This is a genomic window from Cupriavidus sp. OV096 (genome assembly GCF_900115455.1).
GTDB lineage: Bacteria > Pseudomonadota > Gammaproteobacteria > Burkholderiales > Burkholderiaceae > Cupriavidus.
Window position 1 is genome coordinate 186,898 of record NZ_FOWM01000010.1, and the last position, 17,127, is coordinate 204,024.

Sequence of the window (17,127 nt, forward strand, 5' to 3'; positions counted from 1 at the left end):
TCAGTCCGCCGCCTTCGGCGCCGTCTTGCGGAAGGCCATCATGTAGTTGACGCCCGTGTCATGGCCGAGCGAGTACGTCTGCGACAACGGGTTGTAGGTCATGCCGCGCATCTCGATCAGGTCCAGCCCGGCCTGGCGCGCGAAGCGGGCCATTTCCGATGGCGTGATGAACTTCTCGTAGTCGTGGGTGCCGCGCGGCAGCATGTTCAGCACGTATTCGGCGCCGACGATGGCCAGCAGGTAGGCCTTGAGGTTGCGGTTGATCGTCGAGAAGAAGACGTAGCCGCCCGGGCGGACCAGTGTCGTGCAGGCGCGCACGATGGAGGCGGGGTCGGGCACGTGCTCGAGCATTTCCATGCAAGTGACCACGTCCACGCTGCCGGGGATGCGCGCGGCGAGGTCCTCGACGGCGATTTCCTCGTAGGTGACCGGCACGCCGGACTCCAGGCTATGCAGGTCCGCTACCTTGAGTGCCTTGGTAGACAGATCGATGCCGCGCACGGTGGCGCCAAGGCGCGCCATGCTTTCGGACAGGATGCCGCCTCCGCACCCAACGTCGATCACCTGTTTGCCGGGCAGGCGGGCGATGCCGTCGATCCAGCCCAGGCGCAGCGGGTTCAGGTCGTGGAGCGGCTTGAACTCGCTGTTCGGGTCCCACCAGCGGTGGGCCAGCTCGCTGAACTTGTCGATCTCTTTCGGATCGGCGTTGCGACCGGTGGGGCTGCCAGCGGGGGAAAGGGTGGAGGTTTGCGACATCGTCAAAGGAGTGAGGTCCCGGGCGCATGGCCCGAAACCTGAGTGCGGAGAGAAGCGTCCGGCAACTGTACCAAAAATAGCGGGCAAAAAAAAAGCCCAGCTTGCGCTGGGCTTTCTTCATCGGAGAGGATCCGATTAACGTGCGCTGCGGGTGCCGACCACTTCGACTTCCACGCGACGGTTCGGCTGCTGGCAGGCGATCTGTGCCGTGCGGTTGCCCTTGCACGACTTCGGATCCACCTTCAGCTGGCGCTTGCCCTTGCCTTCGGTGTACACGCGGTTGGCTTCCACGCCCTTGCTCACCAGGTAAGCCTTGACGGATTCAGCACGACGGATCGACAGGCGATCATTGTACTTGTCCGAACCGAACGCGTCGGTGTGGCCCACGGCGATGATCACTTCGAGGGTGATGCCTTGCAGCTTCGAGACCAGGTCGTCCAGCTTGGCCTTGCCTTCGGGCTTCAGAACAGCCTTGTCGAAGTCGAACAGGGTGTCAGCTGCGAAAGTGACCTTCTCGCTCGACACAACCGGAGGAGCCACCGGGGTCGGTGCCTGGGCCGGAGCAGCAGCCGGAGCCAGTGCGCCATCGCACAGGGCATTGGCCGTTGCCGGGGTCCAGGAGCTGTCGCGCCAGCAGAGCTCGTTCGTGCCATTCTTCCACACGTACTCGCTCGTACCGTTGCCCCAGTTGTCGTTCACAGCCTTCTTTTCATAGGGGACGGACTGGGCTTGAGCGGATGCAGCCATTACTGCGGTAGCTGCAACGAGCGCGAGCTTGGCAAATTTTTTCATATTTCTCCTCTCAGGATGAGATCACCGCAGGGTTACTGCGAGCAAATGGACGAAAACAAGTCATACATTCTTCGGAGTATAACATTCTCGATGTGGTGGATGCTCCACTTCGAACAATGTCTGGCTCTTCGCTGGGGAATTGTGCCACAAGGCTCGTTTCCTAAGAAGTAAATATATTCGATTCAACCCTGGGGTTTTAGCCCTGTGGTGTTTGTGCAACATCGCTCTTGCGGCGCCCGCAAACCCTTGTCCCGTATGGCTTGCGGGCGGTAGGCGCGGCGCTCCGGAGGGCGCTGGCGGGCCTGTTTCCGGGCCGTCCGGCGGGCGTCGGGAAGGGGTGGCGCGCGTGGTAGAATGCCATGTTGCCCGTCCTGGACAGGCGCCCCCGCCGGCGCCCCGGGACCAGGGTCTCATTCGCTAAAACCCGCCGCATAAACCAAGCCGCAATGGATCAATTCGCCAAAGAAACGCTTCCGGTTTCCCTGGAAGAGGAAATGCGCCGCTCATACCTGGATTACGCGATGAGCGTTATCGTCGGGCGTGCGCTTCCCGACGTCCGGGATGGCCTGAAACCAGTACATCGGCGCGTGCTCTTTGCGATGCATGAGCTGAATAACGACTGGAACCGGGCCTATAAGAAATCGGCCCGTATTGTCGGTGATGTGATCGGTAAGTATCACCCGCACGGCGACACCGCCGTTTATGACACGATCGTCCGCATGGCGCAGCATTTCTCGCTGCGCTACATGCTGGTGGACGGGCAGGGCAACTTCGGCTCGGTCGATGGGGATAACGCGGCAGCCATGCGTTATACCGAAATCCGCCTGTCGAAAATTGCGCATGAAATGCTCCACGATATCGACAAGGAAACTGTCGATTTCGAGCCGAACTACGACGGTTCGGAAAAAGAACCGGGTATTTTGCCGGCGCGTATTCCGAATTTGCTGATCAATGGCTCGTCGGGTATTGCGGTGGGCATGGCCACCAATATTCCGCCGCATAACCTCAATGAGGTGGTCGACGCCTGCCTGCATCTGCTGCGCAATCCCGACGCCACGGTGGATGACCTGATCGAACTGGTGCCAGCGCCCGATTTTCCGACGGCCGGCATTATCTACGGCATCCAGGGCGTGCGCGAAGGCTATCGCACGGGCCGGGGCCGCATCATCATGCGCGCCCGGACGCACTTCGAGGACATCGACCGCGGCCAGCGCCAGGCGATCATCGTCGACGAACTGCCGTACCAGGTGAACAAGCGGACGCTTCTCGAGCGCATCGCCGAGCTGGTGACCGAGAAGAAGGTCGAGGGCATTTCCGACATCCGCGACGAGTCCGACAAGTCGGGCATGCGCGTGGTGGTCGAACTGAAGCGCAACGAAGTGCCCGAGGTTGTCCTGAACAACCTATATAAGAATACCCAGCTGCAGGACACCTTCGGCATGAACATGGTGGCGCTGGTCGACGGCCAGCCGCGCCTGCTGAACCTGCGCCAGATGCTGGACGCGTTCCTGTCGCACCGGCGCGAGGTGGTCACCCGCCGCACCGTGTTCGAGCTGCGCAAGGCGCGGGAGCGCGGTCACGTGCTGGAAGGCCTGGCCGTGGCGCTGGCGAACATCGACGAGTTCATCGCGATCATCAAGGCCGCGCCGACGCCGCCGATCGCCAAGCAGGAGCTGATGGCCAAGTCGTGGGATTCGGCACTCGTGCGCGACATGCTCGCGCGTGCCGAAAGCGACACTGCCGGCGGCCGTGCCTCGTATCGTCCGGATGGCCTGCCCGCCCTGTTCGGCATGCAGCCGGACGGCCTGTACCGCCTCTCCGACGGCCAGGCGCAGGAAATCCTGCAAATGCGCCTGCAACGCCTCACGGGCCTGGAGCAGGACAAGATCGTCCAGGAATACCGTGAAGTGATGGCGGTGATCGCGGACCTGCTGGACATCCTGGCGCGTCCGGAACGTATTACGACCATCATCACCGACGAACTCGGTGCCATCCGCGCCGAATTTGGCGACGAGCGCCGTTCCACCATCGAACTGAACGCGACCGAACTCGACACCGAGGATCTGATCACGCCGCAGGACATGGTGGTCACGCTCTCGCACAGCGGCTATATGAAGAGCCAGCCGATTTCCGAATACCGCGCGCAGAAACGTGGCGGGCGCGGCAAGCTGGCGACGGCCACCAAGGAAGACGACTGGATCGACACGCTGTTCGTGGCCAACACGCACGATTACATCCTGTGCTTCTCGAACCGCGGCCGGCTGTACTGGCTCAAGGTGTACGAGGTGCCGCAGGGGTCGCGCAACTCGCGTGGCCGTCCGATCGTTAACATGTTCCCGCTGGCCGATGGCGAGAAGATCAATGTGATCCTGCCGGTGCGCCAGTTCGACGCCGAGCACTTCATCTTCATGGCCACCGCACGCGGCACGGTCAAGAAGACCGCGCTGACCGAGTTCTCGAACCCGCGCAAGGCCGGCATCATCGCCGTGGACCTGGACGAGGGCGATTTCCTGATCGGTGCCGCCGTGACCGACGGCCAGCATGACGTGATGCTGTTCTCGGACGCCGGCAAGGCCGTGCGCTTCGACGAAAACGACGTGCGTCCGATGGGCCGTCAGGCCCGCGGCGTCCGCGGCATGAACCTCGAGGAAAGCCAGGCGGTCATCGCCATGCTGGTGGCGCCGGCAGAAACTGCGGTGGCTGAATCGACGGATTCTGCCGAATCGGCGGAAGCGACCGAAGGCAGTGCGGGTTCCGAGACCGCCGTCGCGGCGGTGGGCAGCGTGCTGACCGCCACCGAGAACGGCTACGGCAAGCGCACGCCGATCTCGGAATACACTCGACATGGCCGCGGCACCAAGGGCATGATTGCGATCCAGACCAGCGAGCGCAATGGCCGCGTGGTGGCTGCCGCGCTGGTATCTCCCGAGGACGAGATCATGCTGATCACGACCGGCGGCGTGCTGATCCGCACCCGTGTGGCCGAGATCCGCGAGATGGGCCGCGCCACGCAGGGCGTGACCCTGATCAACGTGGACGAGGGCACCAAGCTGTCGGGCCTGCAACGGATTGTCGAGACCGATGCCGATAATGGCGCCGGGATCGAGGGTGCCGAGGATGCGGACGCCGATGTGGTGGAAGGGGCCGCTGGCACCGCCGGGGTCGAAGGCGCCGACGGCGCAACCGACGCGGACGCGAATTCGTAATTTGTTGCAACAACAGGACGCCGGCCGGAACTCGCCAGACGGCCGTGCGGACTAAATCGGACATATTTTCCAGGGAGTCATAATGCTCAAAACCTATCGACGTATTGCTGTTCTGGCTGCTTTTGTCCCGACGATGATGGTGGCCCAGGCCGCCCACGCTCAGGCGCAGGATGCCGACAAGACCGCCGCCATCAAGGAACTGCTCTCCGTCATGCAGGCCGACCAGGCCGTGAAGGGCCAGGCCGACAACTGGCAGAACGGCGCCAAGCAGGAAGCGCCGCTGGTCCTCGAGCAAGTCCTCGTGGAAAACAAGACGCTGAACGACAAGCAGAAGCAGGCCGCTGTCGACAAGCTGAAGAAGAACGGCGCGGTGCAGCGCATGGTGGATGGCGCCGGTACGGCGTTCAACACCGACGGTTTCCGCCAGGACGCCATCAAGGCCCACTACGACGCGTTCGGCAAGTATTACAGCACGCAGGAAATCAAGGACCTGACCACGTTCCTGAAGTCGCCGACCGGCCAGAAGTTCATGGCCAACCAGGGCAAGGCGACCCAGGAAATCTGGGGTTCGATGATGCAGAAGTACGGCCCGCAGGTTGGCAAGTCGATGCGTGACTCGGCCGAGAAGGAAATCGCCGCCGCTTCGAAGTAAGTGATCCGCAAGGAATCGACGGCCGATCCGGCCGCCGAGCCGCTGCCCTAGCGGCGCGCGTTTGAGGGATAATGGCTGCCTGGTTCAAACCGGCAGCCATTTTTCCTTCTTCCTCCATGAACGATCCCCAGAATCCCGCCCTCGCTGGCCTGCAACGCAATGTGGCCGAGCGCGTGTTCAATTTCTCGCCCGGTCCGGCCGCACTGCCGACCGAAGTCCTGCAGCAGGCGGCCGAGGAAATGCTGTCGTGGCGCGGCACCGGCGTGTCGGTCATGGAGATGAGCCACCGCAGCCGCGAGTTCGAGGGGATCCACAACGAAGCCCTCGCCGATCTGCGAGAACTGCTCCATGTGCCGAAGAACTTCCGCATCCTTTTCCTGCAGGGCGGGGCGATTGGCCAGAATGGCATCGTGCCGCTGAACCTGGCCAGCCGCGTCAATGCGGCCAAGCCGAAGACCGATTTCGTCGTGACCGGCACGTGGTCGGTCAAGACCGAGCAGGAAGCGCGCCGCTATGGCGAGGTCAATATCGCGGCCTCGAGCGCGGATCGTAAGTTTACGAAGATTCCGGATGTCGCCGGCTGGAAGCTGTCCGACGACGCGGCCTATGTGCACCTGTGCACGAACGAGACCATCGTCGGCGTGGAGTTCCAGGAGATTCCTGACATCGGCCAGACCGGCACGCACGACAAGGGCCGCATCGTGGTGGCCGACGCGTCCAGCCATATCCTGTCGCGCCCGATCGACTGGTCGCGCGTGCAGGTGGTGTACGGCGGGGCGCAGAAGAACATCGGCCCGGCCGGCGTGACCATCGTCATCGTGCGCGAGGACCTGATCGGCTTCGCGCACCCGCTGTGCCCGTCGGCGTTCAACTGGCGCCAGGTGGCCGAGCATGATTCGATGTACAACACGCCGCCCACCTATGCGATCTATATCGCCGGGCTCGTGTTCAAGTGGCTCAAGGCCCAGGGCGGCGTGGCCGGCATCGAGCAGCGCAATATCGCCAAGGCGCAGGCGCTGTACCGCTTCCTGGACCAGAGCGACTTTTACCGTAACGAGATTGACCCCAGCTGCCGCTCGCGCATGAACGTACCGTTCTTCCTGCGCGACGAATCGCGCAACGAAGCGTTCCTGACCCAGGCGCGCGCGAATGGCCTGGTACAGCTCAAGGGCCACAAGTCCGTGGGCGGCATGCGCGCCAGCATCTACAACGCCATGCCTCTGGAAGGCGTGACCGCGCTGATCGATTTCATGCGCGAATTCGAGCGTACCGCCGCCTGACGGCGGATTTGCACCGATTCTTCCCGGCCGCCGCCCCGGCGCGGCCCACCAGGCTTTGACATGACTAGCGAAGACAAGCGCGCGAGCAACGACGCGCCGCCCACAGGGAACCCCGGTCCCAGCGCCCAGGAGCAGGCGCTGTCCGCCGACCTCGCGCCGCTGCGCGGCCAGATCGACGCGGTGGACCGCGAACTGCTGGCGCTGCTGAACCGCCGCGCCCAGCTCGCCCTCGACGTGGGCGAGGTCAAGAAGAAGTACGGCGCGCCCGTGTTTCGTCCCGAACGTGAACTGCAGGTCATCCGCAAGGTGCAGGGCGCCAACCCGGGCCCGCTGCTGGGCGAGAGCGTGGCGTCGATCTGGCGCGAGGTGATGTCTGCCTGCCGTGGGCTGGAAAAGCCGCTTGAGATTGCGTTCCTCGGCCCGGCCGGCACGTTCTCCGAGCAGGCGCTGTACGCGCATTTCGGCCACGAAGTGAGCGGCGTGCCGTGCCCGAGCATCGACGAGGTGTTCCGCGCCGTGGAAGCCGGCACCGTCGAATATGGCGTGGTGCCCGTGGAGAACTCGACCGAAGGCGCGGTGTCGCGCACGCTCGACCTGTTCCTGCAGACCTCGCTAAAGATCAGCGGTGAGATTGCGCTCAAGGTCCATCACAACCTGATGGCCTCCACGCCGGACATGAAGGGCGTGACCGTGGTTCGCGCGCACGCCCAGGCGCTGGCGCAGTGCCAGCACTGGCTCACGGCCAACTATCCGCACCTGGAGCGCCAGGCGGTCTCGAGCAATGCCGAAGCTGCACGCATGGCGAGCGAAGACCCCACCGTGGCGGCCATCGCCGGCGAGTCGGCGGCCAACCGTTACCACCTGCATCTGGTGCGCACGCATATCCAGGACGATCCGCATAACCGCACGCGCTTTGCCGTGATTGGCCGTTATGAGACCGAGCCCTCGGGCAGTGATCAGACGTCTCTCATCCTGTCGGTGCCGAACAAGGCCGGTGCGGTGTACCAGTTGCTGGCGCCGCTGGCCGAGAACGGCGTGTCGATGTGCCGGTTCGAATCGCGTCCCGCGCGCAGTGGCGCGTGGGAGTACTACTTCTATGTGGACGTGGAAGGCCACCAGCACGAGGCCGCCGTGGCGCGCGCCCTGGAGGAACTGAAGCGCAATGCCGCGTACTTCAAGGTGCTCGGCTCATACCCGTCCAGCAAGTAAGCATCAAGGAGCGAACATGGCAGAACCAGGTAGCGCCGCCGACGACGCGCAGAATGCCGCCCACTATTTCGGGCCGTCCTATGTGAGAAAGATCTCGCCATACATCGCCGGCAAGCCAATTGCCGAGGTGGCGCGCGAGTTCGGGCTGGATGAGGCGCGCATCGTCAAGCTGGCCTCGAACGAGAACCCGCTCGGCATGCCGGCCTCCGCCAAGTCCGCAATTGCGGTGGCGATGGACGAACTGGGTCGCTATCCGGACAGCAACGGTTTCGAGCTGAAGGCGAAGCTTTCGGCGAAATACGATGTCCCGGCCGAATGGCTGACCCTCGGCAACGGCAGCAATGACATCCTGGAACTGGCCGCCCACGCGCTGGTGCGGCCAGGCGAGTCGATCGTCTATGCCGAATACTCGTTTGCCGTCTATGCGCTCGCCTCGCAGGAAGTGGGCGCGCGCGCTATCGAGGTGAAGGCGCGCGACTACGGCCACGACCTCGGCGCGATGGCTGCGGCGATTGCGCCCGACACGCGCCTGGTCTTCATCGCCAATCCGAACAACCCGACCGGCACGTTCATTCCGGCGGTCGAGATCGAGGCGTTTCTGGCGAAAGTGCCATCCAATGTGGTGGTCGTGCTGGACGAGGCCTATAACGAATATCTCGATGCGGACCAGCAGTACGAGTCCGTGGCGTGGGTGCGCAAGTATCCGAACCTGATGGTTTCGCGCACGTTCTCGAAGGCCTATGGCCTGGCCGGGCTGCGCGTGGGCTACGGCGTTGCCCAGCCGCCGCTGACCGACCTGCTGAACCGCGTGCGCCAGCCGTTCAACGTGAACAGCCTGGCCCAGGCTGCCGCCGTGGCGGCGCTGGGCGATGCCGATTTTCTTGGCCGCAGCGCCACGCTGAACCGCGAAGGCAAGGCCCAGCTGGTGGCGGCGTTCGACCGGCTTGGCCTAGAGCACGTGAAGTCCTCCGGCAATTTCGTCATGGTCCGTGTGGGCACCGACGATGGTGCCGGCGCGCGGGTGAATCTGGCGCTGCTGAAGCAGGGTGTGATCGTGCGGCCGGTGGCCAACTACGGCCTGCCGCAGTGGCTGCGCGTGACGATCGGCCTGCCCGAGGAGAACGCCGCGTTTATCGCCGCGCTCGAGCAGGCCTTGCAGTGATGAAGATGTCCGATTTTAAGTTTTCTGCCACGCAGGTGGCCTGATACCGTGAGCGCTCTGCATTTTTCCCGGGTTGTGATTGTCGGCGTGGGCCTGATTGGCGGCTCGCTGGCGCTGTCGCTGAAGCGCGCAGGCGTGGTGGGCACCGTGGTGGGCGTGGGCCGTTCGGCGGCCTCGCTCGAAAAGGCCAAGACGCTGGGCGTGATCGACGAGATTGCCTCGCTCGAAGACGCCGCGCGTGGCGCCAGCCTGATCGTGCTGTGCGCGCCGGTCGCCCAGACCTTCGCGCTGTTGCACGCGCTGGAGCCGCACCTGCAGCCGGGCACGATCGTGACCGACGCGGGCAGCACCAAGTCCGACGTGATCATGGCCGCCAAGACCGCCCTCGGCGACAAGGCTGCCCAGTTCGTCCCCGCCCACCCGATTGCCGGCCGCGAGCTGAGCGGCGTGGAGGCGGCGCTGAACGACCTCTACCTCGGCAAGAAGGTGGTGCTGTGCCCGTTGCAGGAGAACGCGCGGACTGACGTGGCCGCCGTGCGCGCGATGTGGGAATGCACCGGCGCCGATTGTCATGTGATGTCCGCGGTACAGCACGACGCCGTGTTCGCGGCGGTGAGCCACCTGCCGCACCTGCTGGCCTTCGCGCTGGTCGCCCAATTGGTCAATGCCGAGGATGCCGCGCTGAAACTCGATTTCGCAGGCGGTGGGTTCCGCGACTTCACGCGCATCGCGGGCTCCTCGCCCGAGATGTGGCGCGACATCTGCATCGCCAACAAGGAGGCGTTGCTGCGCGAGATCGACACCTATGAGAAGGTGCTCGCGCACCTGAAGACCCAGATCAAGGATGGCGATGGCGAGGGCCTGGAGCGCGTGTTCACGCGGGCCAGCGGCGCCCGCCTGAAGTGGGGCACCGCGCGCGCGGCTGCCACCAACGTCGAACCCTGAAGCGCGGAAGCCGCCCACATCATGGAACATCTGACCCTCGGCCCCCTGACGCGTGCTTCCGGCACGGTGCGGCTGCCCGGCTCGAAAAGCATCTCCAACCGCGTGCTGCTGCTGGCGGCGCTTGCCACCGGCCAGACGCGCGTGCGCGACCTGCTGGATTCCGACGACACCCGCGTCATGCTCGACGCCCTCAAGGTGCTCGGTGTGACCTGGCAGCGCGATGGTGGCGACTGCATCGTCACCGGCGCAGGTAGCAACTTTCCGAATAAATCGGCCGATCTGTTCATGGGCAACGCGGGCACGGCGATCCGTCCGCTGACCGCAGCGCTGGCCCTGCAGGGCGGCACGTACCGGCTCTCCGGCGTGCCGCGCATGCACGAACGGCCCATCGGCGATCTGGTCGATGGCCTGCGGCAGGTGGGGGCGTCCGTCGATTACCTCGGCACGGAAGGCTACCCGCCGCTCCAGATCAATCCGGCGCAGATCCGCATCGACGCGCCGATCCGTGTGCGCGGCGACGTATCGAGCCAGTTCCTGACCGCGCTGCTGATGACGCTGCCGATGGCCAGCGCGCCGTCCGGCCGCATCGAGATCGAGGTGGTCGGCGAGCTGATTTCGAAGCCGTATATCGAGATCACGCTGAACCTGCTCGCGCGCTTCGGCATCGACGTGGAGCGGCAGGGCTGGGGGCGCTTCATCCTCCCGGCCGGCGCGCAGTACCGCTCGCCGGGCGAAATCTACGTGGAAGGCGACGCCTCCACGGCATCGTATTTTCTTGCAGCCGGCGCGATCGGCGGCGGTCCGGTGCGCGTGGAAGGCGTGGGCCTGTCCAGCATCCAGGGCGACGTGCGCTTCGCCGATGCGCTGAACCGGATGGGCGCCAACGTCATGGCCGGCGACAACTGGGTCGAGGTGCGCGGCACCGAGCGCGACGACGGCCGGCTGAACGGCATCGAACTCGACTGCAACCACATTCCCGATGCCGCGATGACGCTGGCCGTGGCCGCCCTGTTCGCGGAAGGCACCACCACGCTGACCAATATCGCCAGCTGGCGGGTCAAGGAAACGGACCGGATTGCGGCGATGGCCACCGAACTGCGCAAGCTCGGCGCTACGGTGGAAGAGGGCGCCGACTACCTGCGTGTGACGCCGCCGCCCTCTGCGGCCGACTGGCGCACGCCAGCCGACGGCATCGGCACCTATGATGATCACCGCATGGCGATGTGCTTTTCGCTGGCGGCTTTCGGCCCGCTGCCGGTACGGATCAACGATCCCGGCTGCGTGGCCAAGACATTCCCGGAGTACTTCTCGGTGTTTGCCGGGGTGGCGCGGTAAGCGGTCACTCCGGTCAAATAGTGGCCGTGGCGTGCACCCCGTGTCCGGCGTGCGCGCTGGCGGCGCCGGACGCACTGCGTTCGCGCCGTTCCCAGTATTTATCGAAGAAGTAGTGGGCCACGGTATTCACGGCCGGCTCGATGAAGGTGATGGCACCGCTGATGGCCAGATTGCCAGTCAGCGCATAGGTCACGCTGAAGGCGATGCCCAGGTGCATGATGCCGAAAGTCAGGGTCTTGGCCATGATAGATTGCCTCGCATTCTTGGATTTGGCTCGGGATTCGGGTGGCTCGCCCGGGCTGTTCTGTGGGGACGGGTGGCGGGGAGGCCGCCCGTGCGAGCCATGGAACCAATGATAATGATTCTTAATTGATTTACAAAATCAATAGTTTTTAGCGCGCTAATAACCAATGACTATGATCGACGTCATCACCATTGATGGCCCCACGGCGTCCGGCAAGGGCACCGTGGCGCACAAGGTGGCCGACGCCCTTGGCTTTCACCTGCTCGACAGCGGTGCCCTCTACCGGCTCGTGGCGCTGGCGAGCGACCGCGCGGACGTGGACCTGCAGGACGTGTCCACTCTGGCAAAGATGGCGGCCCGCCTCGATGTGAAGTTCGGCCCGGACCGGGTCTGGCTGTCCGGCGAGGAGGTGAGCCAGGCCATCCGCGCCGAAGCCATCGGCAACCGCGCCTCGGCCATCGCCGTGCACCAGCCCGTGCGTGATGCGTTGACGGCACTCCAGCGCGGCTTCCGCAAGCTGCCCGGCCTCGTGGCCGACGGCCGCGACATGGGCACGGTGATCTTTCCCGAGGCCCGCCTCAAGGTCTTCCTGACCGCAAGTGTCGAGGCACGCGCCCGCAGGCGCTATAAACAATTGATTGATAAGGGAATTTCTGCTAATATCGAAGACCTTTTGCGTGACCTTGAGGCGCGCGACGCGCGGGATCGTTCCCGTGCCGCCGCCCCGCTGCGTCCCGCTGAAGACGCGCAACGGCTCGATACCTCCGACATGTCGGTAGATGAGGCCGTGGCGCAGGTGCTGGAGTGGTACACCGCCGTACGGCGTTGAACCGGTCTGGCGCCAACTGGAGCCTTGCCCCGGATGACCGGTGCAAGGCGTTCATCAACTAACCCCGCTGCGATGGCAGACTGAGCGCGATTGTCGCGCCGGCCAGCGTACTGCGGACTGCTCACACACGTTTATGTCCGACCTGCAAACTAACGAATCCTTTGCCGCACTGTTCGAGGAATCCGTCGCCCGCTCCAATATGAAGGCTGGCGAAGTGATCTCCGCTGAAGTCGTGCGCATCGACCACAACTTCGTGGTCGTCAACGCCGGCCTCAAGTCCGAGGCATTTGTGCCGGTGGAGGAGTTCCTGAACGACCAGGGCGAACTCGAAGTGCAGGCCGGCGACTATGTCTCCGTGGCCATCGATGCGCTCGAGAACGGCTATGGCGACACGATTCTGTCCCGCGACAAGGCCAAGCGCCTGGCATCGTGGCTGAACCTCGAGAAGGCGCTGGAAGACGGCGAAATCATCTCGGGTACCGTGACCGGCAAGGTCAAGGGCGGCCTGACCGTGATGGTCAATGGCATCCGTGCCTTCCTGCCCGGTTCGCTCGTCGACGTGCGTCCGATCAAGGACACCACGCCGTACGAAGGCAAGACCCTCGAATTCAAGGTTATCAAGCTCGACCGCAAGCGTAACAACGTTGTGCTGTCGCGCCGTGCCGTGGTGGAAGCCACGCTGGGCGAAGAGCGCCAGAAGCTGATGGAGACGCTGAAGGAAGGCGCCATCGTCAACGGTATCGTCAAGAACATCACCGACTACGGCGCGTTCGTGGACCTGGGTGGCATCGACGGCCTGCTGCACATCACCGACCTGGCATGGCGTCGCGTGCGTCATCCGAGCGAAGTGCTGTCGGTTGGCCAGGAAATCACCGCCAAGATCCTCAAGTTCGACCAGGAAAAGAACCGCGTCTCGCTGGGCGTGAAGCAACTGGGCGAAGATCCGTGGGTGGGCATTTCGCGTCGCTACCCGCAAGGCACCCGCCTGTTCGGCAAGGTGACCAACCTGACCGACTACGGCGCGTTCGTCGAGATCGAAGCCGGCATCGAAGGCCTGGTCCACGTGTCCGAAATGGACTGGACCAACAAGAACGTGGCCCCGTCGAAGGTTGTCCAGCTGGGCGACGAAGTGGAAGTCATGGTTCTGGATATCGACGAAGACAAGCGTCGTATCAGCCTGGGCATGAAGCAGTGCAAGGCCAATCCGTGGGACGATTTCAGCCGCAACCACAAGAAGGGCGACAAGCTGACGGGCCAGATCAAGTCGATCACCGACTTCGGCGTGTTCATCGGCCTGCCCGGTGGCATCGACGGCCTGGTGCACCTGTCCGACCTGTCCTGGCAAGAAACCGGCGAAGAGGCCGTGCGCAAGTACAAGAAGGGCGACGAAGTGGAAGCCGTGGTTCTGGGCATCGACGTCGACAAGGAACGCATCTCGCTGGGTATCAAGCAGCTGTCGGGCGACCCGTTCAACAACTTCATCTCGGCCAACGACAAGGGTTCGCTGGTCAACGGCGTGATCAAGGCCGTTGATGCCAAGGGCGCCGTGGTGCAGCTGGCTGACGACGTGGAAGGCTACCTGCGCGCCTCGGAAATCTCCGCGGACCGCGTGGAAGATGCCCGCAACGTGCTGAAGGAAGGCGAGCAGATCACGGCCCTGGTGGTGAACGTGGACCGCAAGTCGCGCAACATCAACCTGTCGATCAAGGCCAAGGACAACGTGGAACAGCAGGAAGCCATGCAAAAGTTCCAGGCTGACACCGGCACGGCTGGCACGACCAACCTCGGCGCACTGCTGAAGGCCAAGCTCGGCCAGGACAACCAGTAATCGTCAGCGCCCGCGCCCGCGAGACCGCCCATGACCAAGTCCGAGCTCGTCGAAAAACTGGCTGCCCGTTTCCCGCAGTTGTTGCTGCGGGATGCGGACATCTCGGTGAAAACGATTCTCGACGCGATGTCCGAAGCCCTGGCCGATGGCCATCGCATCGAGATTCGCGGCTTCGGCAGCTTTGGTTTGAATCGGCGGCCTCCGCGCGTGGGCCGCAACCCCAAGTCCGGCGAACGTGTGCTGGTGCCCGAGAAACGGGTGCCGCACTTCAAGGCGGGCAAGGAGTTGCGCGAACGCGTGGACCGTAGCCCGGGGCCGTCGCATAACGGCCAGACCGTGCATCACGGCAATGGCTCGCATGGCGATCACGCCGCGCAGGCCATGTCCGGCGCGCAGGTATCGGCTCCGGCCGGCACGCTGCACGAGGATGGCCAGCTCAACCTGGTTCGGTCCTGACGCGAACGCGGTGACAATCTGGAAGTCTGTTGGAAAGCGCTCCCTCGGGAGCGCTTTTTTGTTTGGGGCGCCACGGTGCGCGGCGCGACCAAACGTTACCGTTTGCCTGAAGTGATTCCGCTACAATGCCGGGAACCCGTCGCCGGGAGCCATGGCGCACATTACGCGCGTCCATGCTTTCGTTGTCCTGAGTCCCGATGGCCGTCACCGCATGAAACTCATCGCCTGGATTTTCCGCATCGTCCTGTTCGCCCTGCTGTTCGTCCTGGCATTGCGCAACACCGAGGATGCGTCCCTGCAGCTGTTCCTTGGCGCCGTGTGGCATGCGCCGCTGATCCTGATCCTGCTGGCCGCGTTCGGGCTGGGTATCGTCGCGGCGCTGGCCGCGGTGGCGCCGGCGCTGATGCGTCAGCGGATGGAGGCCACGCGGCTGCGCCGCGCGCTGGCCCAGGCGCGCGTGCCGATGCCGGCGGACACCGTGCCGCCCGAGGCCAAGCCCGGCGTTCCCTATAACGTAGTCGGCCCGAAAGTCTGACCCATGATGTTTGAAACCTGGTGGCTGCTGGTACTGCCGCTTGTCTTTGGCCTTGGCTGGGTGGCGGCGCGGTTCGACCTGCGCCAGTTGATCAGCGAGCAGGGCGCGCTGCCGCGCTCGTATTTCAAGGGCCTCAATTTCCTGCTCAACGAGCAACCGGACCAGGCCATCGACGCCTTCGTCGAAGTGGCCCGGCTCGACCCCGAAACCACCGAACTCCACTTCGCGCTGGGCGCGCTGTTCCGCCGCCGTGGCGAGACCGAACGCGCGATCCGCGTTCATCAGAACCTGGCCACGCGTCCGGACCTGCCCGAGCCCGAGCGCGAGCACGCGCTCTATGAACTGGGCCAGGACTTCCTGCGCGCCGGGCTGCTCGACCGCGCCGAGGAGTCGCTGCGCCGGCTGATGTCGGGCCCGTACGCGGCGTCGGCCAAGCGTGTGCTGTTGGAACTGTACGAAGTCGAGAAGGAATGGCAGAAGGCCATCGACGCCGCGCGCGAGCTGCAGACGCTTGAGCAGAAAGACTACAGCATCCAGATCGCCCAATTCTGCTGCGAACTGGCGCAGGACGCGCTCCAGAAGAAGCGGCCCGAGGACGCCGTGGGGTGGCTGCGCCGCGCGAGCGAGGAGAACCCGGCCAACGTGCGCGCGCCGATCCTGCTTGGCGACGTAGCGATGGCTAGCGGCGACGCCCGCGCCGCGCTGGGCCACTGGCTCGGCATTGAGACGCAGGATGCGGCCTACCTGCCGCTGGTGGCCGACCGCGTGGTCAAGGCCTACGGCACGCTCGGCGAACAGGGCCAGGCCATCGACTGGCTGCGCGGGCTGCTCAAGGGGAACCTCGCGCCGGAACTGCTCGATACCGCCTATCGCACCGAACTGGACGTGAACGGCCCGGAGGCGGCCGCCGCGCTGATGCGCGAGCAACTGCGCCGCCAACCCACGCTGCTGGCGCTGACCCGCTACTTCGAGGCGCAGGCCGCCGAGATGCAGGCCGTGGAAACCGCAGCTGCCGAAGGCGATGCCGTGGCCACGGCTGGCGGCGAAGCCGTCGCGCAGGACCAGACGTCAGAGGTGGTCGCCATCCGCGACCTGCTGCAAGTGCGCACGCGCAACCTCGCCCGCTACACCTGCCGCGAATGCGGCTTCCGCGCCCGGCTGTTCTACTGGCAGTGCCCCGGCTGCAATCGCTGGGAAACCTATGCCCCACGCCGCTCCGAAGCGCTTGGCTGATCGCAGTCTTTTGTTGAGCCCCTCCCTGTCCTGGAGCTTCTGCTATGAAAGTCACAATTATCGGTAGCGGCTATGTCGGCCTGGTCACCGGCGCCTGTCTGGCGGAACTCGGCAATTCGGTGTTCTGTCTCGATGTGGACGAACGCAAGATCGCCATGCTCAACGCGGGCGGCGTGCCGATCTATGAGCCGGGTCTCAAGGAATTGATCGAGCGCAACCGCGCCGCCGGCCGCCTGACCTTCTCGACCGATGTGGCCGCCAGCGTGGAGCACGCCGACGTCCAGTTCATCGCCGTGGGCACGCCGCCGGACGAGGATGGCTCGGCGGACCTGCAATACGTGCTGGCCGCCGCGCGCAATATCGGCCGCCACATGACCGGCCTCAAGGTGGTGGTGGACAAATCCACAGTCCCTGTGGGCACCGGCGACCGCGTCGCCGCCGTCATCCGCGAGGAACTGGCCGCCCGCGGGCTGGAAGACCTCCAGTTCTCGGTGGTCTCGAACCCCGAGTTCCTGAAGGAAGGCGCCGCCGTGGAAGACTTCATGCGCCCGGACCGCATCGTGCTGGGCTGCTCGCCCGACGTGGCCGGCCGCCATGCCAAGGCCATCATGCGCGAGCTGTACTCGCCGTTCAACCGCAACCACGAGCGCACCTTCTATATGGAT

At 64.6% G+C, this 17,127-nt stretch carries 16 protein-coding genes; 13 read left to right on the top strand and 3 right to left on the bottom strand.

What is annotated here, in order from left to right; translation table 11 throughout:
• The gene (gene ubiG, locus BM115_RS20605; RefSeq protein ID WP_092298389.1) at positions 1-756 is read right to left on the bottom strand and encodes a bifunctional 2-polyprenyl-6-hydroxyphenol methylase/3-demethylubiquinol 3-O-methyltransferase UbiG; all 756 of its coding nucleotides are present in this window, start codon (positions 754-756) and stop codon (positions 1-3) included.
• 135 nt (positions 757-891) lie between these two features.
• A complete protein-coding gene (gene ompA / locus BM115_RS20610) occupies positions 892-1,548 on the bottom strand; it encodes an outer membrane protein OmpA (protein WP_092298392.1) in 657 nt (218 codons plus the stop codon).
• Between the two features lie 446 nt (positions 1,549-1,994).
• On the opposite strand from ompA, the gene gyrA reads away from it, so the two are divergent.
• The 7 genes from gyrA to aroA all read left to right on the top strand — a co-directional run bounded on the left by gyrA (position 1,995) and on the right by aroA (position 11,337).
• Positions 1,995-4,754, top strand: a complete 2,760-nt coding sequence (gene gyrA, locus BM115_RS20615; protein WP_092298395.1) for a DNA gyrase subunit A — start codon at positions 1,995-1,997, stop codon at positions 4,752-4,754.
• An 82-nt stretch (positions 4,755-4,836) separates the two neighbouring features.
• Positions 4,837-5,406, top strand: coding sequence for a DUF2059 domain-containing protein (locus tag BM115_RS20620; protein WP_092298398.1), 570 nt, complete (start codon positions 4,837-4,839; stop codon positions 5,404-5,406).
• Positions 5,407-5,522: 116 nt separating this feature from the next.
• The gene (serC, locus tag BM115_RS20625) at positions 5,523-6,686 is read left to right on the top strand and encodes a 3-phosphoserine/phosphohydroxythreonine transaminase (RefSeq protein ID WP_092298402.1); all 1,164 of its coding nucleotides are present in this window, start codon (positions 5,523-5,525) and stop codon (positions 6,684-6,686) included.
• 60 nt (positions 6,687-6,746) lie between these two features.
• On the top strand, positions 6,747-7,895 hold the full coding sequence (pheA, locus tag BM115_RS20630) for a prephenate dehydratase (RefSeq protein ID WP_092298405.1): 1,149 nt from the start codon (positions 6,747-6,749) through the stop codon (positions 7,893-7,895).
• A 16-nt stretch (positions 7,896-7,911) separates the two neighbouring features.
• A complete protein-coding gene (hisC, locus tag BM115_RS20635; protein ID WP_092298407.1) occupies positions 7,912-9,057 on the top strand; it encodes a histidinol-phosphate transaminase in 1,146 nt (381 codons plus the stop codon).
• Between the two features lie 48 nt (positions 9,058-9,105).
• Complete coding sequence (locus tag BM115_RS20640; protein WP_092298410.1) at positions 9,106-10,002, top strand: prephenate dehydrogenase; 897 nt, start codon at positions 9,106-9,108, stop codon at positions 10,000-10,002.
• A 21-nt stretch (positions 10,003-10,023) separates the two neighbouring features.
• On the top strand, positions 10,024-11,337 hold the full coding sequence (gene aroA / locus BM115_RS20645) for a 3-phosphoshikimate 1-carboxyvinyltransferase (RefSeq protein WP_092298413.1): 1,314 nt from the start codon (positions 10,024-10,026) through the stop codon (positions 11,335-11,337).
• 13 nt (positions 11,338-11,350) lie between these two features.
• Here aroA and BM115_RS20650 read toward each other — a convergent pair whose 3' ends face one another.
• Positions 11,351-11,581 carry a DUF2061 domain-containing protein gene (locus BM115_RS20650; RefSeq protein ID WP_092298416.1) on the bottom strand — a complete coding sequence of 77 codons (231 nt, stop codon included), beginning with the start codon at positions 11,579-11,581 and terminating at the stop codon, positions 11,351-11,353.
• 166 nt (positions 11,582-11,747) lie between these two features.
• On the opposite strand from BM115_RS20650, the gene cmk reads away from it, so the two are divergent.
• The 6 genes from cmk to BM115_RS20680 all read left to right on the top strand — a co-directional run.
• Positions 11,748-12,410 (top strand): (d)CMP kinase, encoded by a 663-nt coding sequence (gene cmk / locus BM115_RS20655; protein ID WP_092298419.1) that lies wholly within the window; start codon positions 11,748-11,750, stop codon positions 12,408-12,410.
• Positions 12,411-12,450: 40 nt separating this feature from the next.
• The gene (gene rpsA / locus BM115_RS20660; protein WP_255370926.1) at positions 12,451-14,238 is read left to right on the top strand and encodes a 30S ribosomal protein S1; all 1,788 of its coding nucleotides are present in this window, start codon (positions 12,451-12,453) and stop codon (positions 14,236-14,238) included.
• Between the two features lie 30 nt (positions 14,239-14,268).
• A complete protein-coding gene (locus tag BM115_RS20665; RefSeq protein WP_092298425.1) occupies positions 14,269-14,694 on the top strand; it encodes an integration host factor subunit beta in 426 nt (141 codons plus the stop codon).
• A 211-nt stretch (positions 14,695-14,905) separates the two neighbouring features.
• Positions 14,906-15,229, top strand: coding sequence for a lipopolysaccharide assembly protein LapA domain-containing protein (locus tag BM115_RS20670; RefSeq protein WP_092298428.1), 324 nt, complete (start codon positions 14,906-14,908; stop codon positions 15,227-15,229).
• Between the two features lie 3 nt (positions 15,230-15,232).
• Positions 15,233-16,462 (top strand): lipopolysaccharide assembly protein LapB, encoded by a 1,230-nt coding sequence (gene lapB, locus BM115_RS20675; protein WP_092298430.1) that lies wholly within the window; start codon positions 15,233-15,235, stop codon positions 16,460-16,462.
• Positions 16,463-16,506: 44 nt separating this feature from the next.
• Positions 16,507-17,127: nucleotide sugar dehydrogenase (locus tag BM115_RS20680; RefSeq protein WP_143093926.1), on the top strand; the 621-nt coding region annotated here is incomplete at its 3' end.